Annotated in this window: 23 protein-coding genes; 5 read left to right on the top strand and 18 right to left on the bottom strand. The window is 42.2% G+C overall.

The features are described from left to right. Positions 1–410: 410 nt before the first annotated feature. Genes ACESR9_RS03135 through ACESR9_RS03120 form a run of 4 tightly spaced genes read left to right on the top strand, consistent with a single transcriptional unit; the run spans position 411 to position 1,655 of the window. The gene (locus ACESR9_RS03135) at positions 411–656 is read left to right on the top strand and encodes a hypothetical protein (RefSeq protein WP_001813542.1); all 246 of its coding nucleotides are present in this window, start codon (positions 411–413) and stop codon (positions 654–656) included. After that, entirely contained in the window at positions 653–988 is a 336-nt protein-coding gene (locus ACESR9_RS03130; RefSeq protein WP_000806926.1) for a DinB/UmuC family translesion DNA polymerase, read from the top strand. The genes ACESR9_RS03135 and ACESR9_RS03130 overlap by 4 nt, the downstream gene beginning before the upstream one ends. Before the next feature lie 12 nt (positions 989–1,000). Next, a complete protein-coding gene (locus tag ACESR9_RS03125) occupies positions 1,001–1,369 on the top strand; it encodes a hypothetical protein (protein ID WP_000567222.1) in 369 nt (122 codons plus the stop codon). Next, positions 1,356–1,655, top strand: coding sequence for a DUF5960 family protein (locus ACESR9_RS03120; RefSeq protein ID WP_001072467.1), 300 nt, complete (start codon positions 1,356–1,358; stop codon positions 1,653–1,655). The genes ACESR9_RS03125 and ACESR9_RS03120 overlap by 14 nt, the downstream gene beginning before the upstream one ends. Before the next feature lie 117 nt (positions 1,656–1,772). On the opposite strand, the gene msr(D) is transcribed toward ACESR9_RS03120, so the two are convergent. The 15 genes from msr(D) to ACESR9_RS03045 form a co-directional block, all read right to left on the bottom strand. Then, the gene (gene msr(D), locus ACESR9_RS03115) at positions 1,773–3,236 is read right to left on the bottom strand and encodes an ABC-F type ribosomal protection protein Msr(D) (RefSeq protein WP_000420313.1); all 1,464 of its coding nucleotides are present in this window, start codon (positions 3,234–3,236) and stop codon (positions 1,773–1,775) included. 119 nt (positions 3,237–3,355) lie between these two features. Continuing rightward, positions 3,356–4,573, bottom strand: coding sequence for a macrolide efflux MFS transporter Mef(A) (mef(A), locus tag ACESR9_RS03110; protein WP_000417519.1), 1,218 nt, complete (start codon positions 4,571–4,573; stop codon positions 3,356–3,358). Between the two features lie 385 nt (positions 4,574–4,958). After that, positions 4,959–5,129 carry a hypothetical protein gene (locus ACESR9_RS03105; RefSeq protein WP_000873143.1) on the bottom strand — a complete coding sequence of 57 codons (171 nt, stop codon included), beginning with the start codon at positions 5,127–5,129 and terminating at the stop codon, positions 4,959–4,961. 514 nt (positions 5,130–5,643) lie between these two features. Beyond that, on the bottom strand, positions 5,644–6,999 hold the full coding sequence (gene rlmD / locus ACESR9_RS03100) for a 23S rRNA (uracil(1939)-C(5))-methyltransferase RlmD (protein WP_373105546.1): 1,356 nt from the start codon (positions 6,997–6,999) through the stop codon (positions 5,644–5,646). A 62-nt stretch (positions 7,000–7,061) separates the two neighbouring features. After that, entirely contained in the window at positions 7,062–8,378 is a 1,317-nt protein-coding gene (locus ACESR9_RS03095; RefSeq protein ID WP_070465744.1) for an LCP family protein, read from the bottom strand. Next, complete coding sequence (gene pheA / locus ACESR9_RS03090) at positions 8,375–9,229, bottom strand: prephenate dehydratase (RefSeq protein ID WP_373105508.1); 855 nt, start codon at positions 9,227–9,229, stop codon at positions 8,375–8,377. The genes ACESR9_RS03095 and pheA overlap by 4 nt, the downstream gene beginning before the upstream one ends. Beyond that, positions 9,220–9,705 carry a shikimate kinase gene (locus ACESR9_RS03085; protein WP_302693020.1) on the bottom strand — a complete coding sequence of 162 codons (486 nt, stop codon included), beginning with the start codon at positions 9,703–9,705 and terminating at the stop codon, positions 9,220–9,222. The genes pheA and ACESR9_RS03085 overlap by 10 nt, the downstream gene beginning before the upstream one ends. Beyond that, complete coding sequence (gene aroA, locus ACESR9_RS03080; protein WP_373105506.1) at positions 9,698–10,981, bottom strand: 3-phosphoshikimate 1-carboxyvinyltransferase; 1,284 nt, start codon at positions 10,979–10,981, stop codon at positions 9,698–9,700. The genes ACESR9_RS03085 and aroA overlap by 8 nt, the downstream gene beginning before the upstream one ends. A 170-nt stretch (positions 10,982–11,151) precedes the next feature. Next, positions 11,152–11,490 carry a YlbF/YmcA family competence regulator gene (locus tag ACESR9_RS03075; RefSeq protein WP_003014453.1) on the bottom strand — a complete coding sequence of 113 codons (339 nt, stop codon included), beginning with the start codon at positions 11,488–11,490 and terminating at the stop codon, positions 11,152–11,154. Positions 11,491–11,590: 100 nt separating this feature from the next. Continuing rightward, the gene (locus ACESR9_RS03070) at positions 11,591–12,697 is read right to left on the bottom strand and encodes a prephenate dehydrogenase (protein ID WP_373105504.1); all 1,107 of its coding nucleotides are present in this window, start codon (positions 12,695–12,697) and stop codon (positions 11,591–11,593) included. A gap of 16 nt (positions 12,698–12,713) precedes the next feature. Further along, positions 12,714–13,880 carry a chorismate synthase gene (gene aroC, locus ACESR9_RS03065; protein ID WP_277838978.1) on the bottom strand — a complete coding sequence of 389 codons (1,167 nt, stop codon included), beginning with the start codon at positions 13,878–13,880 and terminating at the stop codon, positions 12,714–12,716. Positions 13,881–13,886: 6 nt separating this feature from the next. Continuing rightward, entirely contained in the window at positions 13,887–14,960 is a 1,074-nt protein-coding gene (aroB, locus tag ACESR9_RS03060; RefSeq protein ID WP_373105502.1) for a 3-dehydroquinate synthase, read from the bottom strand. Positions 14,961–15,122: 162 nt separating this feature from the next. Then, entirely contained in the window at positions 15,123–15,995 is an 873-nt protein-coding gene (gene aroE, locus ACESR9_RS03055) for a shikimate dehydrogenase (RefSeq protein ID WP_373105499.1), read from the bottom strand. Beyond that, positions 15,985–16,662, bottom strand: a complete 678-nt coding sequence (gene aroD / locus ACESR9_RS03050; RefSeq protein ID WP_003014374.1) for a type I 3-dehydroquinate dehydratase — start codon at positions 16,660–16,662, stop codon at positions 15,985–15,987. The genes aroE and aroD overlap by 11 nt, the downstream gene beginning before the upstream one ends. Then, complete coding sequence (locus ACESR9_RS03045) at positions 16,659–17,822, bottom strand: class I SAM-dependent rRNA methyltransferase (RefSeq protein ID WP_003014386.1); 1,164 nt, start codon at positions 17,820–17,822, stop codon at positions 16,659–16,661. The genes aroD and ACESR9_RS03045 overlap by 4 nt, the downstream gene beginning before the upstream one ends. Positions 17,823–18,052: 230 nt before the next feature. Here ACESR9_RS03045 and ACESR9_RS03040 point away from each other — a divergent pair, with 230 nt between their 5' ends. Then, positions 18,053–20,212 carry an LTA synthase family protein gene (locus ACESR9_RS03040; protein ID WP_049497311.1) on the top strand — a complete coding sequence of 720 codons (2,160 nt, stop codon included), beginning with the start codon at positions 18,053–18,055 and terminating at the stop codon, positions 20,210–20,212. 54 nt (positions 20,213–20,266) lie between these two features. Here the strand turns inward: ACESR9_RS03040 and pulA are convergent, their stop codons facing one another. The 3 genes from pulA to ligA form a co-directional block, all read right to left on the bottom strand. After that, positions 20,267–22,564: a type I pullulanase gene (gene pulA, locus ACESR9_RS03035; protein WP_373105496.1), complete on the bottom strand. Its 2,298-nt coding sequence runs from the start codon at positions 22,562–22,564 to the stop codon at positions 20,267–20,269. Between the two features lie 78 nt (positions 22,565–22,642). Further along, on the bottom strand, positions 22,643–23,605 hold the full coding sequence (locus tag ACESR9_RS03030) for a diacylglycerol kinase family lipid kinase (protein WP_003006748.1): 963 nt from the start codon (positions 23,603–23,605) through the stop codon (positions 22,643–22,645). Between the two features lie 9 nt (positions 23,606–23,614). After that, a complete protein-coding gene (gene ligA, locus ACESR9_RS03025) occupies positions 23,615–25,573 on the bottom strand; it encodes an NAD-dependent DNA ligase LigA (protein ID WP_373105494.1) in 1,959 nt (652 codons plus the stop codon). Between the last annotated feature and the right edge of the window lie 93 nt (positions 25,574–25,666).

Genomic DNA, 25,666 nt, shown 5'->3' with positions numbered 1-25,666 from the left:
TCTGAAATAGATTGATAGCATGTCAGACTATAGTATCCAGAAGCCATACTTGAACTATTACTCTGATTCTTACCCTCTATTCGATTAGAGAAGCTATCTTCACGCTTTTCATTCTCCCTTTCGTTTAAAGGTTTCTAATTTTTTACAAGCAGTGATACCGCCTCAACATGTGCTGAGAGCTTTCTTCTATACTAATAGACGAAAGGGTGTGAAAATGATTTTTAAATGATACTGTGGAACGGAACAGTAGCCCTAGTATTGACTACTGTCGTTTCTATTCATATTGGCTATTCTAGGACTGAGATGAAAAAATCTATAAATGCTCAGAATAAAATTGAACCCGCAAATCTCCCCAAAACAATGGTGAGTCATGTACTTGTATTATTCCGAAAAAATACACCTCTGGTGCAGTGAGACAAATTGGTGTATCTTATAGTGGCTTCGTAGATGAAAGCTATACTCTACTATCACTCTTTGATGATGTAGAACAAATTGAAAAAGATAATAGACTTCAGACAGCTATTGATGTTGTCAGAGAACAGTTTGGTTTTTTAGCCATACAAAAAGGAACCGTCCTAACTGAAGGTTCCAGAAATATTGAACGCAGTAAACTTATCGGTGGTCATTCCGCGGGTGGATTGGAGGGATTAAAATGAAACAAGAAAAAAATACAGTACAATTTTCAGAAATCCGTAGCAAAGGATGTAATGATATTGAAATGCTTGAAAGATTTTTACATGGAATCGTTGAAACAGCAACTTCAAAACTTCGTCAGAGAAAACTCAAAACAACTGAAATATCGATACGACTAGTACATGCTAAATCTGAAAACCGATTACCATTGGAATTTACATTTAGCATTAAGCCAACAAGCTCATCTGTGATAATCTATACTGAGGTAATCAATCGCTTTAAAGAATGTTACACAGGTGGGGGAATTCAAGGTTTTACGATTCAATTTGATAAAAATACCCTTGCCTCTGCATAGAAAGGATTTGATATGATTGACCGTTCATATTTACCATTTCAATCAGCAAGAGAGTACCAGGATACAAAGATGCAAAAATGGATGGGCTTTTTCCTATCTGAACATGCATCAGCACTCTCTGATGATACAAACAAAGTAACGTACATGTCTGACTTATCACTAGAGAAGAAATTATTACTCCTCAGTCAAGTATACGCCGGGCAGCTACGCACACGCATTCAAGTGATTGAAAAAAACAAGCGTGTTTCCTACACTGGAACAATACCAAGTCTGACCAAAGATTTCATTTTGATAAAAACTACAACAGGTCACATCAATTTGAAATTAAAAGACATTATTAGTATTGAACTTGTCGAGGAGGTGCTCTATGAATCAGCTTGAGTTTCAGCGTAATCACCTACAAATGGACTATTATAGCGAGAGCTACCAAGATTTTGAACGTGACTTCTACCGCTACTCTAACATGAATATTCCATTGACCTTCCTAACTGATGATATCCTAAAAACAATGGCGACTTCACGTAAGAATTACTTTGTCCTCAATAAGGAAAAGTCCAGAGATAACCGCGATCACTTCTTCATATTTGAAGTAAGTACCGTAGATGAGAATCCGCTAATCTATCATTATACATATAAGAAAACTACAATATATTTAGCAGAAAAATAGGAGCAGTTCAATTGACTGTTCCTATTTTTAATATTCATAAAATCTAAAGTCTTTATACTCTTTAACAATGGAGTCGCCAACCAGAACAGACTATACTGACCAGCGACTACCTTAAATTTAATGTTTCAGATTTATTTTCTTATCTCTAATTTCATAAACTACATCTGCTACATTTTCGAGTAATCGTTTATCGTGGGTGATAAACACGATAGTTCCGGTGTACTCCTTCATTAGTATTTCCAAAGCCTCTAAACTTGGTATGTCAAGGAAGTTACTGGGTTCATCCATTATTAGGATGTTATATCTACCCATGAGCATTTTAGCAAGCAACAATTTTATAATTTCTCCACCGCTTAAAACAGATAAACTTTTTCCAATATCGTTCTGTTTGAACCCCATAGATGCTAGCACTGAACGAATTTCTGATATATTGTAGTCACAATCCTTCTGCATAAACTCCATAACATTCTGATTACTGTTGTACTTGTAACCATTCTGTGCAAAGTAACCTATTTTTGCCTTAGGCGAAATAGAAATTCCTTCTTCATGGTTTAAGATCATTTGGATTAAAGTTGTTTTTCCGATTCCATTACCACCAGTTAACGCCACTTTTGCTCCTAACGGAATTTGAAAAGATGCATTTTCAAACAGAGCCTTATCCCCAAATACTTTATTAATTTCTGCACCGACTATAGGGTATGGATTATGGAGCTCCAATGCTTTACTTTGCCTGAAACGAATTCTGCGAATGCCTTCCGGAGCTTCTACTTTTCCTAAGGCCGCAATCCTGTGCTCTAGGGTTTTAGCAGCATTATACATCTTTTTTTCCTTACTTCCTATTGATTTTTGATGAGCTAAACGCCCTCCGTCTTCAGTACTTTTTTTCTTTGAAGAACCTTTTGCCTTCTGTTCTATTTTACGAGCCTGTTTTCGCTTTTCCTCCGCAGCCCTTTCCAATCGGGCACGTTCCGCAATAAATTGTTCGTATTCTGCAGCTTGGCTCTTACGTTCTTCCTCTTTCTGACGAAGATAATCAGAATAGTTTCCCCAATACTCAGTGATTTTGCCATCTTTCAGTTCCCATATTTTATCTACTATTTCATCAAGAAAATAGCGGTCATGGCTAATAACTAACAGTGCACCTGTAAAATATTTTAGCTGTCCTATTAGAAAATCAATTCCTTCACGGTCTAAATGGCTCGTAGGTTCATCCGCTAAAATACCATGAACCTGTGCCGATAAGGCCTGTGCTATTTTAAGCCTTGTTTCTTCACCACCGCTCATAGTCTGTATATTTAATTGCTCAACACCTAGCTTGCCTACAAGTGCAAAATCTTTTTCCTCCTGCAGAGTTACTTCGTCCAACTGGGGAATATAGGCAAGTTCACCCAGACGATTCATTTTACATCCTGGGGGAGTTAATTCTCCTAAAAGTACCCTGAGTAAAGTGCTTTTTCCAGCACCATTTGCTCCTACTAAACCAATACGGTCATAATCATATACTTCTAATTCATTTATATCTAAAACATCGCGTCCTTTGAATTCCACACGAATGTCTTTTGCTTTTAATATTAATTCCATAACATTTCCTCCTGTCTATAATCGCATGCTTTCATTTGCTTGTATGCAGGGAAAACCCTGCGATTTTAGCAGGAAGAGTTACATGAAAATAAGATACATAAATATTCCTCCAATATTGTTTATTTTAAATCTAATTTTCTAACCTCAGTTATCATTTGGCAAACTATAGCAATGCCAATAATTAAAATACCTGATAGTAAAAACCAATGATTTACACCGATTTTATCAGCAAAGAATCCAGAAAGAATTAACCCAATTGGCATAGCAAGTGACATGATACTTCCGATCAAAGAAAATACACGTCCTAAATATTCAGGCTTAATTTTCTCCTGAAAAAGAGCTGTTTGCACACCGCTATAAAATGGCACCGAAAGCCCCATTATTGCACAGCAAACTACGAATATTACAAATCCATTTGGAGGAAGTATTCCCGAAACGGCTAAACTGGTCCCCATTATAAAAAATGAACTTGTTATTAGTAATACATGCTTTTCGAAGCCCCCTAATCTTCCTAATAATAAGCCTCCTGCTAGCATCCCAAATGCAAAGGAAATTTCCGTAATAGAAATATGCACAGGCGTTCCATTAAAGTGTTCCATGCTTATTAAAGGAAATAGTGCATTGATTGGCATATAAACAAAAGTATATAGTGTTCCTAAGAGTAATAAGGCAAACAATCCTTTGTTTTGTCTCAGAACCACAACTCCTTCTTTCATCTCCCTTATGAAATTTGGTTCTAAACTTTGCACTTGATTACCCAGCTTAGGTATACGTACAATTGCTACCGTAATAGATGCAATCACAGCACCCAATACGTCGATGGCAATAATAGCATTTAAATCCCAAACGGAGTATAAGAGTGCTGCAACTGCCGGACTAACAATATAGCTTATAGACTGCAAAGACTGACTATAGCCTGCGCATTTCGTTAGCTGTTCTTCTGGTACTAAAAGTGGTGTAACCGCATTGAGTGCTGGGGTATGAAAAGCTGTTCCAATGCTACGGATAAACAATACTATCATAATCATCCAGACAGGTAGCTCCATACAGAATGCAACAATAGCAAGCACTGCACCAGCTGCTGCGATAATTAAATCGGCACCAATCATTATCTTCTTCCTATCATGACGATCCACTAGCACACCAATGGCAGGTCCCAAAATCGCATAGGGTAAAAAACCTACTAATGAAGCCATAGACAAGACCATCGCAGATCCTGTTTTTTCTGTAAGGTAAAAAATAATCGCCATTTGCAGGATGGCACTAGTGATTAATGATACTGCTTGCCCTGCCCATATTGCATAAAATTTTCGTTTCCAATTGTTGTATTTTTCCATTTATATTATCTCCTGCATATTATTTTGCTTGAATTTCTATTTTGAATAGCATTCTAGGCAATAAAAAATGCAGGCCAAACCCCACAATGTGGCTTTTGGTCTGCATACATACAATTTGGAAACATTCATATTAAAGACATAGTTAAATAAAGGTATAGTTAAATAACCAATATCCTCACCGTAACTAATGAATGCTCAATATCGTATAAATAAGCACAACAAAAAAGCCTATCATCGGGTATAGATTCTGCTTTTTTTATTGCCAGCTTATCTTAAACGCATTGAGGCTGTCATAGTTTCGGTTCCTCCTACATCTTTGTTTATATCAATTTATAGTATAACACAACAAGATGATATGTTCAATATAAAAGTTATGGAATGAGACTCATACTTCCAATTCGATGCCAGATTTAAAGGATATGACGAAGTTTTCTTCATAGACTGTAACGCTCTGGATTATCTTCCTTAGTAGCAAGCGATTAGCTTTCACAAAATCTTCTGTTTGTAGTTTTAAAAATTCATCAGGATTTTCTAACTCAACCTCAAAATATTTCATTTTACATTCCCTCATTTCATTTATTGATAAATTGAGTTTGCAAAAAAGAGTGGACAATTTTTGTCTACTCTTAACCTTTAAAATAGTTTTTTTTAATCGATTTGAAGTTGCCTAAATTATTACTTATTCGGTAAAATGAAGTATTGCTTTCAACAGATTTCCTTCAACTACACTTCACTTGATTCAAACAAGGTGGGTACATTTCTATTCCCACAAACTCCTTGTCAATGGAAACAAACACGTACCCACAGGGTAAATGGAAATAGAAACTGATAATTTCTAGCTATCACTTCTACTCATTCCAAAAATTTTCTCACTCTGATACTTACCCACCATAAAGCAAAAAGCCTTGCAATCAAGGCTTTCATTATCCCTTTCGTTCAAAGGTTTCTAAGCTTTTACGAGCAGAGCGACACACTCAGCGGTTCGCTATCTCCGTTCTGTCTGCGTGCTAGCACTTGTCAATCACGGACAGCTATCGCATGGGCGGAAGTAAATGCTAATCTTCGTCGTTTTACTCCTTGACTAGCAAACTTACCGCCTCAACATGGTGCGTTTGAGGAAACAAGTCCACCGGCTGGACTTTCTTCAATTCATAGCCCAATTCTTGGTAGAGTTTGATATCACGCGCCATGGTGGCGACATTACAGGAGATATAGGCGATACGGTCAGCTCCTGTTTGAGCGCTTGCTTTGATAAAGCTTTCGGTTAAGCCTTTACGTGGTGGGTCGACCAGGATGGCAGTTGGTTGGATGCCTTCCTTGAACCAATTCTTCATGGCATTTTCAGCTGTGTCACAGACATAGTGGGCATTGGTAATATCGTTCAATTCTGCGTTCTTCTGGCTATTTTCTACTGCTTCTGGGATAACTTCCACTCCGTAGACTTCCTTGACATGTTTAGCGACTGATAAGCCAATAGTTCCGATTCCCGAATAGGCATCGATCACCACATCATATTCTTTTAACTCCGCAAAATCAATAGCTGTCTGATAAAGCTTCTCTGCCATTTCTGTATTGACCTGGTAAAAGGCTGGTCCAGAAATTTGGAAGCTATTCCCCAACATTTGGTCTGTAATGTAATCTTGACCATTGAGAACTCGCCATTCTTTTCCAAAAATCGCATTGGTATTCTGGTCATTGATATTTTGCATGACAGACACAATCTCTGGGAACTGCTTAATCAATTGTTCAATCAACTGTTCCACACGGAAAACTTTAGGACGAGTTGTCACTAAGATAACCATGATTTGTCCGGAATGATGGCCACGACGAACAACGAGGTTACGAATCAAGCCAGAATGTTCCTTCTCATCATAGGGTTTTAAGTCATAACGACGGAGCAAATCTCGTAAAGCCACAATAACTTGGTCAATCACTGGATCTTGGATATAAAAATCTTCAAGAGGCATCAGATCATGAGAATTCTTACGGAAGAAACCAGTCTTCAGAACACCATTAACGCGACGAACAGGAACCTGAGCCTTGTTACGATACTTGACAGGATTTTCCATACCAAGAGTATCTGCGACCTCTATATCCGTGATTCCAGCAATTTTATAAAGACTGTCTTTTACTTGCTTGGTTTTAAACTTGAGTTGCTCTGGATAAGCTAGATGTCCCAAGTCAGCAATACCTGAACGCAAGTAAGCCAAGTCTAAGTCTTGGTTACGATGTGGAGATTGCGTAAGGTATTCCTCAACTTTACCAAAGCCAATCTTCTTGTTGACTTTAAGGACACGCATGAGGATTTTTTCAGTCGGAAGAGCATTCTCTACAAAAAAGACCAAGCCCTCTACCTTGGCAACACCTGCTCCTTCATGGGTCAAATCGACAATCTCAACCGTTACAATTTCATTTTTCTTTAACATCATTTTCTATCTTTCTACAAATTAAAAGGGATGGAGTCCAAAACTCCTATCCCCTTATTATATCATCTCAGTCCCATTTGGTACAATTTCTTTTTATAAGCATCGAAATCGACCAGCAGGCCTTGGCCACCGTACATATCGTAGGCATCAACCCAATCCCCATTTTCTGGGATGGTCACTCGTTCAATTCCTTTTCCAGCACTTCCGACTAGTCCAAGTCCATTGGTCAATAGGAAAGAGAAAGGAACATTGGTAGACGTCATGGCAAAGACTTTCCCAAGGGCTTCAGATCCCGTAAAGAGTTTGGTTGGATCCTTGATCTGATGCATGATAGCGGACATGACCTCTTGTTGGCGACGGGTCCGACCAAAGTCTCCTTCATCATCCTTACGGAAACGCGAGTAATTGAGAAGGGTCCGGCCATCCATCCGTTGTTTTCCAACCTTGATGGTCTGTTGAGGAACGACACCGTCTTTCATGTTCAAATCATCTGGTACTTCTACTTCACTGACCTTTTCGCCATCAACCGTTGAAAATTGCGCATTCATCTCGACCCCATTTGGGAAGAGGGTATCAATCGCTGTCGCAAAGGTCTTAAAATCGACCATGGCGTAATATTGGATGTCAATGTCAAAGTTGTCTTTGAGCATCTGACGGACCAATTCTGCCCCTTGGTTGTTATTTTGCTCCCCGATGGTGAAGGCCGTATTGAGCTTCTGGTCGTAGTAGCCATCATACTCTGGAATATTTTGCTGGCTGACACCATCGATATGGACCAATGTATCCCGCATGAAGCTGACCATCTTGATCTTGCCTTCTTTGTTATTGACGTTGACCACCATGATGGAGTCTGTCCGAGTCTCATCTGATTTCTCACCGATCCGACCATCTGTCCCCAAGATCAGGATATTGACCCCATCTCGCGACTTCTTGCCGTTAAATTTCTCGACGACAGCAGGCTTGGCATCTTTCCCAGCTGGTTTACTGTTGAGGCCTTTCACAAACATAAAGACCATGCCACCGATAATGAGCAAGAAAAAGAGAGCTATCCACTTGAGGATCCGCTTGACGCGGATCTTTTTCCGTGGTTTCTTAGGTAGATCGCTCGTCGCAGCGACTGCTTTTTTCTTTGTTTTTCTGCTACGTGATTGGTAAACAGGAAGGTCACCAATCGGTTCAGCAATCTCTCCTTGCACTTCTTCAGTAGCAGCTACTTCAGGCTGTTGAAGGGGTTCTGTTTCCTCATAAACTCCTTGGCTTTTTTTGAGCAAATAATTGTATTCTAGTTGTTCTCGTTCATTCAAATAATGAAAATTTGAGTATAAGTACTCTAATCGCTTTCGCTCATGGTGAGATAGAAAGTTGGATTCGTTACTCATCTTTTCTTCCTTCCGTTTTCTTTTAAGGTATAGACTTGATACTGACCCAAGACTTTTGTCTGAATACCCAGACTGTCTAATTCTTGATAGGCAAAGTGCACAAGATCAGGCGCTTCATTTAGGAGGTCAATAATGAAAAAGTATTCTCCTAAAGCTGTTTTTAGAGGGCGACTTTCAATCTTGGTTAAATTGATTCCCCGCCAAGCAAAGGTGGACAACCCCTTATAGAGGGCTCCAGCCAGGTTACTTGGCAAGGTTAAAGCCAAGCTAACTTTTTGAAGGACCGGACTTAAAGTTTCTGAAATCAAGGGCTCTTTTACCCCTAAAACCCAAAAACGTGTGTAGTTGTCCTCAATTTCTTGGATATCTTTGGCCTGGACTTCCAAACCGTACTCACTGGCTGCTGCCAGAGGGGCAATAGCCGCAATCTCCAATTCTGGATGTTCTGCTACATAGCGGGCTGCATAGGCTGTTGAAGCCGTCATTTCCATGGCCACATCTGGATAATGGGCCCTTAGAAAAGACTTCCCTTGGGCCAAGGCCTGTGGATGCGAATAGACCGTTCGAATAGGCCGATCTTTTCTAGCCACCAAGAGCTGTTGCTTGATGGGATAGACCACTTCTGCAACTGCCTGTATGGTCCCTTGGTGAAAGAGGTAATCGATGGTCTCGTGGACACTGCCTTCGATAGAGTTTTCAACTGGGACGACTGCAAAATCAATTTCTTGATTTTCATAGGCCTTAATAACATCTGTGATCGTTCGATAAGCGATGCGTTCAGAAGTTGGAAAACTATGAGTCACCACATCGTGGGTAAAAGATCCCTTGGGACCTAGATAGCCTACAAGCATCGAATAATCTCCGCAATTTCTTCAGGTGTTTTGTCCTTAACATCCACAATATGGGTAGCAATCGCTTTATAAAAAGGCAAACGGCCATCAAAAATCTTCTTGAATTCTTCTTTGGTATTGTTTAAAAAGAGGGGACGTTGCATAGCTTTGTCATTTTGAATGCGACTGTACAAGGTTTCAAAATCCACGCGCAAATAAATGTTGTATGGATTTTTTTCCAAGAGGGCACGGTTATGAGGATTGACGACAATCCCGCCACCAGGGGAAATAATGGCTGCTTCGTTTTCCAATAAACGTTCCAGCATTTCAGCCTCGCGGCGACGAAAGGCAGCTTCTCCTTTCACTGCGAAATAGTCATTGATTGACATACCAATCTCTTCAACAATTAATTCATCCATATCATGGAATTTTGGATCAAGAATGCGACCAACAGTCGTTTTACCTGTTCCCATAAAACCAAGTAAAATTTTAGCCATGCAGTAAGGTCTCCAAATCTTCAAAAAAGCTAGGGTAACTGGTGTTGATGGCCTCTGCTCGATCCAGCACCACATTTCCATCTCTCACCAATAAGGCAGCAATGGCAGCCATCATCCCAATCCGGTGATCTCCAAAAGTCTCTAGGTCAGCTCCATGTAAGGGAGTTGGACCAGTGATGATCATACCGTCTTCCGTTGGCACAACATTGGCTCCCATAGCATTGAGGCTATCTGCTACGACCTGGATACGGTCCGTTTCTTTCACACGAAGCTCTTCAGCATCCGCAATCACAGTTTGACCATTTGCTTGTGTCGCAAGTAAGGCAATAATCGGCAATTCATCAATTAAGCGTGGAATCAACTCCCCATCAATCCGAATCCCTTTTAAGGACGAAGTCTTGACAGTAAGACTTGCCGAGACAGCTTTTTCATCACGATCCTCAACAGTGAGATCTCCCCCCATTTCCTGGATCACATCAAGAATCCCTGTCCGCGTTTGGTTGATGCCAACATTTTCAATCTTGATCACACTATCTGGAAGGATGAGTCCAGCCACTAACCAAAATGCCGCACTGGAAATATCTCCAGGAACGATGACTGTTTGACCTTGGAACTCTTGTCCACCCTGGATGTGAATAGTTTTTCCGTCTATCTGGATCTCCCCACCAAATTGGCGAATCATATCCTCTGTATGGTCACGGGTCTTTTCCTTCTCGATAATCGTCGATTTACCCTCAGCCTGTATAGCAGCAAAGATGAGAGCCGACTTGACTTGAGCCGATGCGACTGGCAAACGGTAATGAATCGGTTGTAGCTGATGGGTTCCTTTTTCATGCAAAGGCGGGCAATCGCGCTCTCCCTGGCCAGCAATTTCTACTCCCATTTGACGCAGTGGAATCGCTACACGATCCATAGGCCGTTTGGAAAGGCTATCGTCTCCGACCATGGTCACTGAAAAATCCTGGCCCGCTAGGACACCTGATATCAAACGAATAGAAGTCCCTGAATTACCCATATCAAGGGGAGCTGTCGGAACTTGTAGGCCCTGAAAGCCTACCCCTTGAATCCGAATCACATCCCCATCATCCTGGATGGTGACTCCTAAATCTCGAAACACCTGGATTGTAGAGAGCACATCTTCGCCTCGCAAGATATCATAGACCTTGGTTTCACCTGTTGCGAGACTTCCAAAAATAATGGATCGGTGACTGATGGATTTATCACCAGGCACACGAATGATGCCCCTGAGACCCTTGCTATTGGTTCTTAATTTCATTGCCTTCTCCAGATGCTTTTCCTCATATTCTATCATAATTAAGGTATGAATTCAATTTTTGGTCAAAAATTTGGAACAAATAACGAATGTTTCCAAGCTTTTTTTGAGCTTCTTTTGATCTAGTGGCGAACGAAAATACCAGAGTCGAAATTACAACTCTGGTAGTCTTTCTATTTGTATAAATCTTGAATTGGCTCAAAGATGATCTTTTCAAGATCTGCAAGATAAATAGACAATTGCTGTTGTTTAGTGAAAAATTCATTCACAATCGGACTTGCTTGGATTTTTTCCATATAGTCCTTCATTTCTTGTTGCACAGCTTCTGTTGGAAGTTGACCGGATTGCATCAAGCCTTGCAGTTGATTTTGAAAAGCGACGTATTCGTCAAACAAGGTTTTCGCTTCTGGATTTGCCTCGATCGCTTGCTTGCTTTCTACGACAGCCTTGTATTCAGGAAGGTCTCGAAGGGTCCGAGAGAGTTCATTTGCTACATCATAAATATTTGCCATTTTATGGGCTCCTTTACTGATATGATACTTCTATTATACTGCTTTTCCCTCAATATTCCTAAAATGAAGCAAGCATGTTGATGCAAATCCTTCTGTAGACCTAGCGAGCAAGGACGGTATAAGATGTCGCCCGGCTGATCAATGTTTGAGCCCTCTCCTGATCCTCTACATTTTTAAAGGTCAGCTGCAAAATCCCGTGAATATCTTCACGATTCTCTTCATTGATGTGAATATTAACCAAGGAAATCCCTTGTAGGAGTTGTAAGATTTCGAGGATCACACCTTCCTGATCGGGGACATCAATAAAGAGATCATAGGCACTATCACGTCCAGCACGCTGATGGATCTGCATTTCCTTTCGGTGCTTGCGCCCTTCTTTGAAAAAGGACCAAATGGCCTCTTCGTTATCTGCTTGAATGGTCTCGGCCACCTGATCCAAACGCTCTTTGAAATCTGCAATCCGCTCTAATATCGCTTGAGGGTTGGACAAGAGAATAGAAGTCCACATGCCTGGCTCACTTTCTGCAATCCGTGTCATATCCCGAAAGCCACCAGCCGCAAAACGTCGGGTCATTTCATGCTCTTCTCCATAAGCTACGGCCTGCTCGACTAAGGTCGATGCTAAAATATGAGGAAAATGACTGATCTGGGAGGTTACCCGATCGTGTTCCTCAGCATCGATTTCGATAAAGCGGGATCCTAATCCACTCAAGAGATCTTTCAACTCTTCCATGGCACCTCTTCTAGTCAAGCTGGAAGGAGTAAAAATATAATAGGCATTTTCAAATAAGGTGGCATCCGCTGCTGCTGCACCTGTCTTATGACTACCAGCCATGGGATGCCCTCCCACAAAGCGCACAGCCTTGTCTTTAAATACCTTTTCGGCTTGTTCCACAATTGCTGCCTTGGTAGAGCCTGCATCTGTCACTAGTACCTGGTCCTTCAAATTCAGGCCAGCTAAGGTTTCTAAGTAAGACTTGGTTTGCTTAATCGGAAGCGCCAAAATAATGATATCTGCTAAAGGGGCAAAGGCTGCGAAATCATCCGTCACCTGATCCACCATTCCTCTTTCAAGGGCGATGGTTCGAGAGACTTCACTACGATTGTAACCAAGAATGGTCACGTTTGGGTGAGCTCTCTTAATCCCTAGCGCGAGGGAAGCACCAATCAAGCCCAGCCCTGCAATATAGACAACTTTCTTCTCCAAAGGAAAACTCTTTCTTTTAAAAATTCTTAGTAAAGTCCCGGTGCTTAGCAACGGCTTCTTTCAATTCTTCCAAGTTATCGGATGAGAATTTCTCAAGCACTTCTGTAGCAAGGACCGTTGCGACCACTGCTTCCATCACCACTCCTGCAGCCGGTAGAGCCGTTGGATCGCTACGCTCAACTGTTGCCTTATAAGGCTCATGGGTTTTGATATCCACACTCATCAATGGTTTGTAAAGCGTTGGAATAGGCTTCATGACGCCACGAACCAGAATCGGCTCTCCGTTAGTCATGCCCCCTTCAAAACCACCAAGATTATTAGTACGACGGGTATAGCCAGCTTCTTCAGACCAGACGATTTCATCCATGACTTGACTCCCTTTTAGGCGACCTGCTTCAAAACCAAGACCGAACTCAACTCCCTTAAAGGCATTGATAGAGACCACTCCTTGAGCGATTTTAGCATCCAATTTCTTGTCCCATTGCACGTAGGATCCTAGTCCAACAGGCACACCGCCAACCAAGGTTTCCACAATTCCCCCAATGGTATCACCATCTTTTTTCACCTGGTCAATGTAAGCCTTAACGGCTTCTTCTTGTTCTGGGACAACAATCGAAACTTCCGACTTAGATGCCTTTTCCTTGATTTCTGAAACGGTTAGATTCTCGGGAATTGCAATCTCGATTCCCCCGAAATTGACAATGTGGCTGGCCACTTCCACGCCAATCTCTTCTAAAATTCGTTTAGCAACTGCACCAACGGCTACACGCATAGTCGTCTCACGGGCAGAAGAACGTTCGAGCGAATTACGAAGATCGTCAAAACGGTATTTGATTCCTCCGACTAGATCAGCATGGCCAGGACGTGGCTTGGTGATCTTGCGCAGATCTTTCTTTTTCTCTTCGACCGGTGCTACATTCATGATCTCCAGCCATTTTTGGTGATCCAGATTGGTCACGTTCAGAGTAATCGGACCTCCTATGGTCAAGCCATGACGGACACCTGATGTGATCTCAACACGGTCACTCTCAATTTTCATCCGAGCCCCACGACCATATCCACCTTGTCGACGTTTAAGCTCTTTATTAATATCCTCTTCAGATAAAGGAAGGCCTGCCGGGACCCCCTCGATGATGGCTGTTAATCGAGGACCATGGGACTCTCCTGCTGTTAAATATCTCATACGACCTTATTCCTTTCTTTCTAAAAAGTCCTTCATTTCTTGAAGAGGGATTTGATGAATCGCAGCTCGGCCTAATTCTGGCACGATGACTAGTTTCAAGCTTGTCCCACGTGCTTTTTTGTCATGGGTCAAGGCTTGATAAAGGGCTTCTTTATCCCAGTTCTCATAGGCCACCGGAAGTCCAAATTTCCGACACATTTCTTCGATTTTTCGAGTGATTCCCGTTGGCATCAAGCCCTTTTCTTCTGCAACTCGGGAGAGCTGCACCATACCCATACTGACAGCTTCTCCATGCATAACCTGCCCATAACCAGCTGTCGCTTCAATGGCATGCCCAATGGTATGCCCAAAATTGAGATACAGTCGAATGCCATTGTCCAGCTCATCTGCTACAACATGGTCTCGCTTGACCAGGCAAGAATGAGAAATGATGCTCTCTGCATGCTCTAAAATACTCTCAACAGAACCATTCATAGCTTCCAATTCTTCCCAAAGTTCCGTATCTTGGATGAGACCGTACTTGATGACTTCGCCCATCCCCTCGATCAATTCACGTTGCCCCAATGTACTCAACACTTCAGGATCAATAAACACACCGTCTGGTTGAGCAAAGGTCCCTACCATGTTTTTAGCAAGTGCTGTGTTGACTCCCGTCTTTCCCCCGATAGAAGAATCCACCTGTGCGGTCAAGCTAGTCGGGATCTGAACAAAGGAAATTCCCCGCATATAGGTCGAGGCAGCAAAACCAGCCAAATCACCAACTACGCCACCCCCAAGAGCAACGATTCCATCACTGCGGGTCATGCCTTGGGTAGCTAGAAAGTCATAGACTTTTGAAACAGTGGTTAGATTCTTACTGGCTTCGCCTTCAAGAAACTCAAAGCGCACCACTTGAAAACCAGCTTTCTCAAGGCTCTTCTCTACGATTGAGGCATATAGCTTAGCCACGCGGTTATCGGAAATGATAGCGACTTTTTTATCGCCCCAAAGAGTGCGCAACCAGTCTCCAACCTGGTTGAGACCACCTCTTTCAATCACAATATCATAGGAATGTCCTGGAATAGGTACCGATACGTTCATAGGAATCTCCTTCATGTTTTTCTTTGATTCTATCTTATCATGAAATAGGGCACATGTCTCAATCAAAATGAAAAAGAGACTAGAGCAAGACTGTTTTTTTAAAAATCAGGTCTTGTTCTAATCTCATAAAGCTTTTTCAATAGGAAAAGGTAAACCCCTCTCTTAGTCACATACAAATTGGCGATATTCTGTTGTCAATGCTTCCCATACAGACTCTGCAGGAAATACTTTCTCAGTCATTAATTCAAAGGCTGCTTCAGCTTGATAAAAGAGCATTCCCAGCCCATTTACCCTCTGGTTTCCTTGATTCACTGCTAATTGCAGAAAGGGGGTCACTGCCGGATAGTAGGCCATCTCTACGATTAAGGCATGTGGGGGAAAGGTCAAGTGACTCGCTATCGGAAGAGACTGACCATCCATCCCAACACCAGTCGCATTTAAGATGAGATCGGCTTGATTAAAGGAGCTTTGAACGTCTTCATCTTTCTCAATCGCATACAATTCTATCAAGAAATCAAAGCCTTCTTCAATCAACTGAACTATTGAACGATAATGAACCAATCTTTCCTCTCTCACAAAGACAAGGATACGTTTTACACCTAGATGAATCGCCTGTGCAATAATCGCTAAAGCTGCACCACCTGCACCTAAGAGAACCATTGTTTTTCCCTTAATAGAGAAAGCAGGAGGTAAACTACGAAAGAAACCAATCCCATCCGTATTATAGCCTTTAAGTTTACCATCGCGGTGAACGATAGTATTGACAGAACCGATCTTTCGGGCCATCTCATCCACTTCATCTAAGTAAGGAAAGACCTTCTGCTTGTAGGGCATGGAGATATTGGCCCCAATCATATCCAACTTACGAATTTGGCTGATGGTGCTTTCTAAGTCTTCTTCAGCAATATCCCAAGCTAGATAAGCAGCATTGGTCGCTGTTAATTCATAGGCTAGATTATGAATGAAAGGAGAGATACTATGACGAATGGGATGGGCAATGACAGCTGCCATCCGAGTATATCCGTCAATCTTCATTTAATAACTCCCGAATTCTTCTCATATTTTCAAGAGGAATTTGACCTGGGGCACTTTCATCTCCAACTCTAGCATAAGACCAGGAAGAACCTGTCAAATCAGCTGTCAAGCGCGAAATCTTCCCGACCTTGCCCATGGAAATCGTTACATATTCTTGCTCAGGGTTCAGTGTCTTGAAACCACGCGTATAATTCATCAAGTCAAGAACATCTTGTTCATTGTGGGCCATGACAGATACTTTGACTAATTTTGGAGAAAAGCTGGTCAATTCCGATAAGATCTCCATCATATTTTCCGGAGTTTCTTGGAAGTTATGGTAGCTGAGAACAAGATTTGAAAATTCCAACATCTCTTCAAAGACTTCACGGTGACTATAATACTCGAAATCGATATAATCCGGATGATAGATGGATTGAATATCTTTCAGGATTCCAACATATTCCTCGTTGGTCAGCTCCATCTCTCCCCCTTCAGCTCGAGTCCGCAAGGTGAATAAAATCTCGCGTCCAGCAAATTTTTCAAAAACTGCAGGAGCAACAGTTAAGATCTCGCTTTTTTCTAAAAAGTCCGCACGCCACTCAATAACATCTGCATCCTCGTAACGCGAACTATCTAGTTGTTGCGCCTCTTCTAAGGAGCGAGGCATAATCGAAACAACTAACTTCATACATCCACCCTAATCGTAAATACTTTTAAGTAATTACTACTTTCTTCTTTCTTGTTCCATCGAAAATCTCCCGGAAGGCCGTATTCCGCTACATAGCGATGCTTACGTCCTTGAAATCCCTTTTCGATTTGTTTTTTAAATTTATCTTTGGTCACATTTGCCGCATTGGTACTGAGAATCAAGGTCCCACCTGGATTTAAAATCTCGAGGGCCTCGCTCACCAACCGATGATAGTCTTTAGCGACTGAAAAGGTCCGTTTTTTATTTCGCGCAAAGCTAGGCGGATCGAGTACGATCACATCATAGCTTAGGTCATGGCGTTTGGCATATTTGTAATAGTCAAAGACATCCATCACGACAAAACGATGAGCATCCAGCGCCAAGCCATTTGCCACAAAATGCGCTTCTGATAATTCTCTACTTCTCTTAGCCAGATCGACCGAAGTTGTCTCAACTGCTCCACCCATTGCCGCAGCAACAGAAAAGGCCGCCGTATAAGAGAACATATTGAGCAAGGACTGTCCTGCTGCTATGCCATCGACCAAGCTACCTCGGACTTCATGTTGATCCAAAAAGATCCCCGTCATCAAGCCATCATTGAGAAAGACTTGGTAAGAGACCCCATTTTCAAGAATCAAAAATTCTTGCGGAGCTTCTTCTCCATAGACATGAGCCGATTCATAGTCCAAACCTTTAAAGCGAATCTTTTCATAGCCACCTCGGACTTCTGAAAAAGCTTCTTGAAAGGCTGCTAGAATGGTTTCCTTGATCTGAAATACGAAAGAATTGTACCAAGAAAAGACAACAAACTCACCATACAAGTCAACCGTGAAGCCACCAAAACCATCTCCCTCTTGGTTAAAAAGACGAAAGGCTGTCGTCGTTTCATCCGCATAATAAGAACGACGGTATTGCTTGGCTTTGATGAAAAGCTTTTTAAAAAAGTCTTGATCAAAAGCGACCAACTCTTGTGAAACAAACCATCCAATCCCTTTATTTTGTTCAGATAAGTATCCGACCCCGAGGGATTGTCCATCTCCTGAAAGCAATTGAACCGCTTGATCAAAAGCGGGAAGTGAGTCAAAATCTTGCTTTTCAAGAAGAGATTGTCCTTGTTTAATTTTTGTTGCGACTTGGCGACTGACCGTGAGTTTTTTCATACCCTCTATTATAGCAAAAGTCTGTGTTTTTCACAAAGAGAGGCTTTATTTACTGGAACTTTTTTTACCGTTTTATCCTAGCTTTCATCATTTAGCTTCAAATGATATAAAATGCCGGATCTTTCCTATTTCTTTCCTCTCCTTTACAGTCATTTTTTTCTTTCTCCATAAAATTGTGGTATACTTGTATATGAAAATTTTTAGGAAATAAGACAAGGAAGTAACATTTTGTGAAAAAAATTACGAATTCGATACTCAATTTCATGAGTACCAGACTAGGATTTGTCTTGACCCTTCTGTTGCTCTACTGGTTCAAAACCATGTGGGCCTATTCAGTTGATTTTAATTTAGACATTCAGGGACCGTATCAGATTTTTCTAGCAGTGATCAACCCATTGCCGATCAGTCTGCTCTTCATTGGTCTTGCACTTTATATCAAACGAACCAAGCTCTTTTATAGTTTGGCCTTTGGGATCTACCTTCTCTTATTTATTTGGTTGATTTCCAACTCCATCTATTATCGAGAGTTTACAGACTTCGTAACGGTCAATACCATGTTGGCTTCCAGCAAGGTTTCTGCCGGTCTCGGAGCTGCTGCTTTAGAATTGTTCCGCCCTTGGGATGTGATCTACATTCTAGATTTCCCTATTCTAGCTTTCTTCTTCTTTAAGAAATGGATTCGAATGGACAATCGTCCCTTCAATAAACGAGCTAGTTTTGCGGTTACCTCTTTATCGGCTATGCTCTTTTCGGCCAACCTTTTCCTCGCAGAAATTGACCGACCTGAGCTCTTGACTCGTGGGTTCTCAAACTACTATGTCGTTCGTGCCCTAGGCTTACCAGCCTTTCTAGGTTACAGTGCTAATCAGACCTATGCTGCCAACAAAGAACGTTCCAAAGCCTCCGAAGCAGATTTAAAACCGGTGGAAGAATATATCCAACAGCATTATGCCAAGCCTAATCCTGAGTACTTTGGAATGGCCAAAGGCCGTAATGTCATCTACATTCACTTGGAAAGTTTCCAACAATTCTTGATCGATTACAAGTTGAAAGTAGATGATAAAGAATACGAAGTAACACCATTCTTAAATTCACTTTACCACTCGAAGGAAACCTTTGCCTTTTCAAACGTCTTTAACCAAGTCAAGGCAGGAAAAACGTCTGATGCTGAAACCATGATTGAAACAGGCCTCTTCGGACTCAACCAAGGTTCCTTTATGGTGAACTATGGTGGAACCAATACCCAACAGGCTGCACCATTTATTCTTTCAAAAAATGGTTACAACTCGAGCGCTGTTTTCCACGGGAATGCTGGAAGTTTCTGGAACCGGAATACTGCCTATAAACAATGGGGCTACAATTACTTCTTTGATGCTAGCTACTTCACCAAACAAAACAGCAGCAATTCCTTCCAGTATGGTCTTAATGACAAATACATGCTCAAGGATTCCATTAAATACCTTGAAAGATTGCAACAACCTTTCTATACTAAGTTCATTACGGTTTCCAACCACTATCCTTATACGACCAGTTTGTCAGGAGATGATCTTGGCTTCCCTCTAGCTAAGACACAGGACGAAACCATCAATGGCTATTTTGCGACCGCTAACTACCTAGATTCTTCGATCAAGGCCTTCTTTGATTACCTGAAAGAATCTGGTCTTTACAAAAATTCCATCATCGTTCTCTATGGGGACCACTACGGAATTTCAAACTCCCGCAACCCAGCTCTTGCTCCTCTACTTGGTAAGAACTCTGAGACTTGGTCAAGTTATGACAATGCCATGTTGCAACGCGTTCCTTATATGGTAGTTATTCCAGGTATGGATAAGGGTGGCATCATTGATACCTATGGTGGTGAGATCGATATGCTCCCAACCTTAGAACATTTGCTGGGCATTGAGTCCAACAAATTCCTCCAAGTTGGCCAAGATATGCTCTCACCAGAACATGATCAAATCGTCGCCTTCCGCTCTGCTAACTACTTTGTTACTCCAGAGTATACGAGCTATAGTGGCCGGACCTATTACACCAAAACAGGTGAGGAAATCACGAACCCAGACGAAAAAACCAAGGAAGAACTGGACAAGATCAGGGAAGCTGCTAACCTGCAATTGAAGATTAGCGATAGTATCCAGACCGGTGACCTCCTTCGCTTCTTCAAGGGCAATGATCTTGGAAAAGTCAATCCAGAAGATTATTCCTACACCAATTCCTTCAAGGCATTGAAGAAGATTGAAAAGGAAAAAGGTGACAAATCAACCAGCCTTTATAACCAACGTGGCAACCAGTCTACCGTTGATCTCTTCAAAGCACCAACTTATAAAGAATTGCACCCAGAAGACGATAGTTCTTCCTCAACAGAGACCAGTAGCAGTTCTTCTAAATAAAAAGAATCCCTGAGTTTAAAAACTCAGGGATTTTATGATTTCTTTTAAAAAAACTTAGTCTAGGACTTCAAAAACAGAAGCTGTTAAATTCTCCACGTAGAATGGTCGTTTATGACGACTATTCCCAACCATCAATTTCAATTTATTTGAATTTTGGAGGTAATATGGAAGTCCGCTGGCGTTGAAGATGACCAAGTACTTCTTGTCTCCTGTTAGTTCATAGATGACAAGACCGCTGGTATCAGTTGCAGATTGAATAAAGACTTGTTGATAGATTTTATCATAGCTTTCAAATCCTAAGACAGCAAGACTTGTCTTCAAATTGATCAAGCTTCGGATATAGGCAATTGATTCCTTGTTTTGACTGACCAGATCCCAATTGACCTGATTCACAAAATCTGGAGCATTGTAGGAATTCATGGCCCGTTCACGATCCAAAGGAGTGATTTCTCCATCAGGACCTGTCGCTACCAATTTGGTCCTCATGAACTCTTGACCCAATTGCATAAAGGTCATGCCCTGAAAGAGCAGATTCATGGCCGTAGCCAACTCTGAGCGCTTGACCAATCCTGCTACTTTTTCATTCGGATGAAGGGTCTGAAGCAAGTCATAGAGATTATAATTGTCATGAGCCTCCACATAATTCAAGACCTGATTGGGACTTAAATAATTGCCAAGCTCTGCACTACCTAAAACAGCACGCGCAACGATATACTCTGTTGATTTTCTGCTGACGAAGCCACGTTTGATGGAACCATAAACCTCAGCCCCTTTAATGGCATCGCGCTCCGTATCATTAAAGAATCCAATTCGTGGCAATTGCGCTGCATTGTCTTTCTTAGCCTTGTCTTCTGGTGCGAGACCTGTCCCCATGTCCCAGCCTTCTCCGTAAAGAAGAATGCGAGGATCTAGAGCATCCATTGCCTCCCGAATAGCATTCATCGTCCTTACATCATGAATGCCCATCAAATCAAAACGGAAGCCATCGATCTGGTACTCTTTGACCCAATGCGTGAGGGAATCTATCATATACTTGCGGTACATTTCATGCTCACTAGCCGTTTCATTCCCAACACCTGTCCCATTTTGGAAGCGGCCATCTGGCTCCATCCGGTAATAATAATCGGGTACTGTATTTTGGAAAGGACCATGCTCGATCGAGTAGATATGATTGTAGACCACATCCATGACCACAGAAATTCCTGCCTCATGATAAGCCCGGATCATGGTTTTGAGCTCTTTCATGGTTTGTTTCGGATTGGATGGATCCGTTGAAAAGCTAGTTTCTGGTGCAGAATAATTCTGAACGTCGTAACCCCAATTGTAGGTCACCTGGCCTTCTTCGTCGTACTGTTTAAAACGATCAGAGATGGGCTGCAGTTGCACGACATTGACCCCTAACTGACGGATATAATCAAAGGCAGTCACATCGCCATGGCTATTGACAGTTCCTTCTTGGCAAGCCCCCAGATAGGTCCCACGCAAAGACTCGTCCACACCTGATGTCGGTGACTTGGTCAAATCCCGAAGGTGCATCTCATAGATCACTGCTTGACAAGGATTGTCCAGGCGCCAGGGAGTCGCATCGGCGCCTTTTTTAGTGCCCCAATCAAACTGACGATCTACTCTTGAAAGAATGGCTGAGCGCATCCCATCCGCTGTCGTTGCAATGCTATAAGGATCACGCGTCACTTGAGTATGGTGTTCAAAATGCACACGATATTGATAGGCCATGCCACTTAAATTTCCTAAAAAATCTAAAATCCAAACACCATGGGTATTTTCTGGGTGGTAGCTAGACTCTTGTTTGCCACGTGTCATCGGCATACTCTTCCAGATAGGCGCATCCAAGTCTGTAGATTGATAGAGCAACAATTCAACTTTCTTAGCAGTAGGAGCCCATAGTTTAAAGCAATGCTCCCCTTCTTCCTCCCGATGACCGAGCCATCCTTGATACGCCCATTTAGCATCAAACTCTCTAGGGCGCATTGCCATATCGTAGGCATGAGGCTGACGATGGCTGTATGCATGACTCGTCAAAGCAGCTTGCAAAGAATAATAGACTGTATCGTCTCCATCAAGAATCCACACTTCTCGAACATGCCCTTCTGGTAAAAGTTCGATTTCAAAGTCCCGGGTCTTAGTGAGCCAATCCCCTTCTTTAACCAGGACATGGCCCCGGTTCAAGGCATCCTCACTCTCGTATACCAGATTTCCCTCTACTCCAAAATAATCCAACTTGGAGAAAGAGACTGATTTTCCTTCTATTTGATCCTGCCACTGCCACATATCATAGGCAAAATAATTTCCTTTTTGCTTATGAAAATGAAGCTTTACATGGTATTGTCGCATAACATTTTCCTATTTCCAATTTAATACCGAAGGAACCATCCGCTTGTAAAACACGTAACGGACTCCAACTATTTGTTTTTATTCTTCAGATGGGTGAACCAAAGCATCGTTGTTGATTTCATCAATATTTGCAAAGAATTCCAAGTGGTTATGGAAGACTTCCAATTCAACTGGAGTATCTCCTCCGTATTCCCCATCTAGATTGATGCGGAATGGTTGAGCATTTTTCCCTAACATTTCGATCGTCAACTTCTTGGTCTTGAGATATTCTACATTTTCATCGTGCACATGCTTGCCTCCATTAATGGCCTGAATCATCAAGGACAACATGTTAAAGAGCTTAGCAGTTTTTACGATAATCAAGGTAAAGTTCCCATCATCAAGCTTAGCATCTGGCGCAACACTTTCAAAACCAGCAATCGAGTTGGTAAGAGCCACAAAAATCATAGACGCTGGCCCTTCAAAGACACCATTGTCGTGCTCAATCCGCACCTTACGAGCCTTGTTTCGCGGCAACATTTTAGCAGCTTCTGCCACATAGGCAAAGTAACCCAAGCGAGATTTGACACTACTTGGGACACTGAAGGTCAATTCTGTCATGGTCCCTGCTGCAGCAATATTGATAAAATACTTACTGCCATAAGCACGACCAATGTCCATTTGAATGGTTTGATTCTTTTCGATAATGCGGGCAGCTGCCACTGGATCTCCCATCGGGATCTTCAAGGCACGCGCATAGTCATTGGTTGTGCCGGTTGGGATAAAGGCCATCTGCGGACGATTCTCCAGACCTGCAACTCCATTGACCACTTCATTAATCGTGCCATCTCCACCAGCAGCAATGATTAAATCAAAGCCTGCTTTGGCGGCTCTTTCTGCTTCATTTTGAGCAGAAAATGGTTCTGGAGTCGTTTGATAGGCGCTGGTTTCATAGCCCACGTCTTCCAATACGTCTAAGACTTCCGCAATATTTTTCTTGATAATTTCTTGCCCAGAGGTCGGATTATAAATTAAACGGGCTTTTTTGATTCGTTCTACCATAAAGATCCTCTACAAACTTTCAAGCCAGGCCTCATCTTCTACCTGGATTCCTAATTCTTGTGCTTTGGTTAATTTGCTACCAGCGTCACTACCTGCTACGACCAAATCTGTTTTCTTAGAAACAGAACCAGTTACCTTAGCTCCTAGACTTTCTAATTTTGCCTTGGCTTCTGAACGTGTGAGGCGTTCGAGCTTCCCAGTCAAAACAACTGTCATCCCTGATAGGGCCGCATCAGCAGCAACTTTTTCACCAAGATAGGTCAGATTGACTCCAGCTTCTTTCAGTTCTTGCAGGAGACGCTTGGATCCCTCTTGTGCGAAATAACGCTTAAGGCTTTCAGCCACGACCATACCGAGACTATTAATGCTGGCAATCCGTTCTGGATCTGCTGTAGCCAATTGATCGAGGTCATGGAATTCTTGGAGCAAGATTTGACTAACCTTGCTACCGACATGGCGGATCCCCAAACCAAAGAGTAACTTTTCGGCTGAATTCTCTTTTGAAACTTGAATGGCTTCATAGAGTTTTTCAGCAGATTTTTCTTTAAAGCCTTCTAAGGTCAATAGATCCTCGACTGTCAGACGATAGATCCCAGCTACATCCTCTACCAACTGAGCTGCGAAGAGTTTCTCTACAACAGCTGGACCCAAGCCTGTAATATTCATAGCATCCCGACTTGCAAAGTGGTTCAATCCTTCCTTAATCTGAGCTGGACAGAGCGGATTGATACAGCGAAGGGCCACCTCATCCTCGAAATGAAGCAACTCACTCTGGCAGCTCGGACAATGAGTTGGAATGGCTAATGCTTGATCAGATACCCGTTTATCTTTGACGACACGTAAGACCGCTGGAATGATATCACCAGCCTTGTAGACAATGACGGTATCTTCCTGATGAATATCTTTTTCAGCAATATAGTCCACATTGTGCAAGGTTGCGCGACTAACGGTGGTTCCTGCTAGTTGGACTGGAGTTAGATTGGCAGTTGGTGTCACAACACCGGTCCTTCCAACGGTCCAATCCACCGATAGGATTTTCGCTTCTTTTTCTTCAGCTGGAAACTTATAAGCGACAGCCCATTTTGGAGCCTTGACGGTAAAGCCTAGTTCTTCTTGAACAGCTAGGTCATTGACCTTGATGACGATCCCATCGATATCATAGGGAAGATCCTCTCGAAACTGAGCTACTTTTTGGATAAAGTCCCAAATTTGCTCCATATCCTCTGCCAACACTCGCTCTTGGTTCACGACAAACCCTAAGCGAGCTAATTTCTCAAGCACGCCTTCCTGACTGCTTTGATCAGTGGGACTCACTTCTTGATACAAGAAGGTCGCGAGATTTCGCTTGGCCACGATTTTCGTATCCAATTGGCGAAGCGTTCCCGCAGCAGCATTCCGTGGATTGGCAAACTCAGGCTCGCCATTTTCTTGACGGATCTGATTGACCCGATCAAAGGAAGCCCGTGGCATGTAGCACTCGCCTCGAACTGTGATGTTCACTGGCTCTGGTAACACCAAAGGAATGTCCTTGACCCGCTTGAGATTCTCTGTAATATCCTCACCGACAGAACCATCCCCACGTGTTGCTCCTGTTACAAGGACACCATTTTCATAGGTGAGGGAAATGGACAAGCCATCGATCTTCAACTCGCATACATAGCTGATAAAAGGAAATTCCTTACGAACACGCTGATCAAAAGCTTCTAATTCTTCACGTGAAAAAGCATCCTGCAAACTATAAAGGGGATACTGATGCTGGTATTTAGTAAAACCTTTTAAAACCACACCACCTACACGGTGAGTTGGACTCTCTGGTAAGATCTCATCTGGATGAGCTGTTTCTAGTTCCACCAACTCCCGATATAATTGATCGTATTCACTATCTGAAACAGATGGAGCGTCTTTTGTGTAATACTCATAAGCATAGCGATTGAGTAATTCCACTAATTCTTTCATTCTGGTTTTCATGTTCTTATTTTATCATAAAATCTTAATTTAGCCTTGAATTTACTGCATTCTTAGCATGAAAAAAAGAGGCTGGGACAAAAGTCCTAGCCTCTC

It is taken from the genome of Streptococcus parasanguinis, assembly GCF_964238605.1.
Classification (GTDB): domain Bacteria; phylum Bacillota; class Bacilli; order Lactobacillales; family Streptococcaceae; genus Streptococcus; species Streptococcus parasanguinis_AJ.
This window is presented reverse-complemented; position numbering and strand designations above follow the sequence as displayed.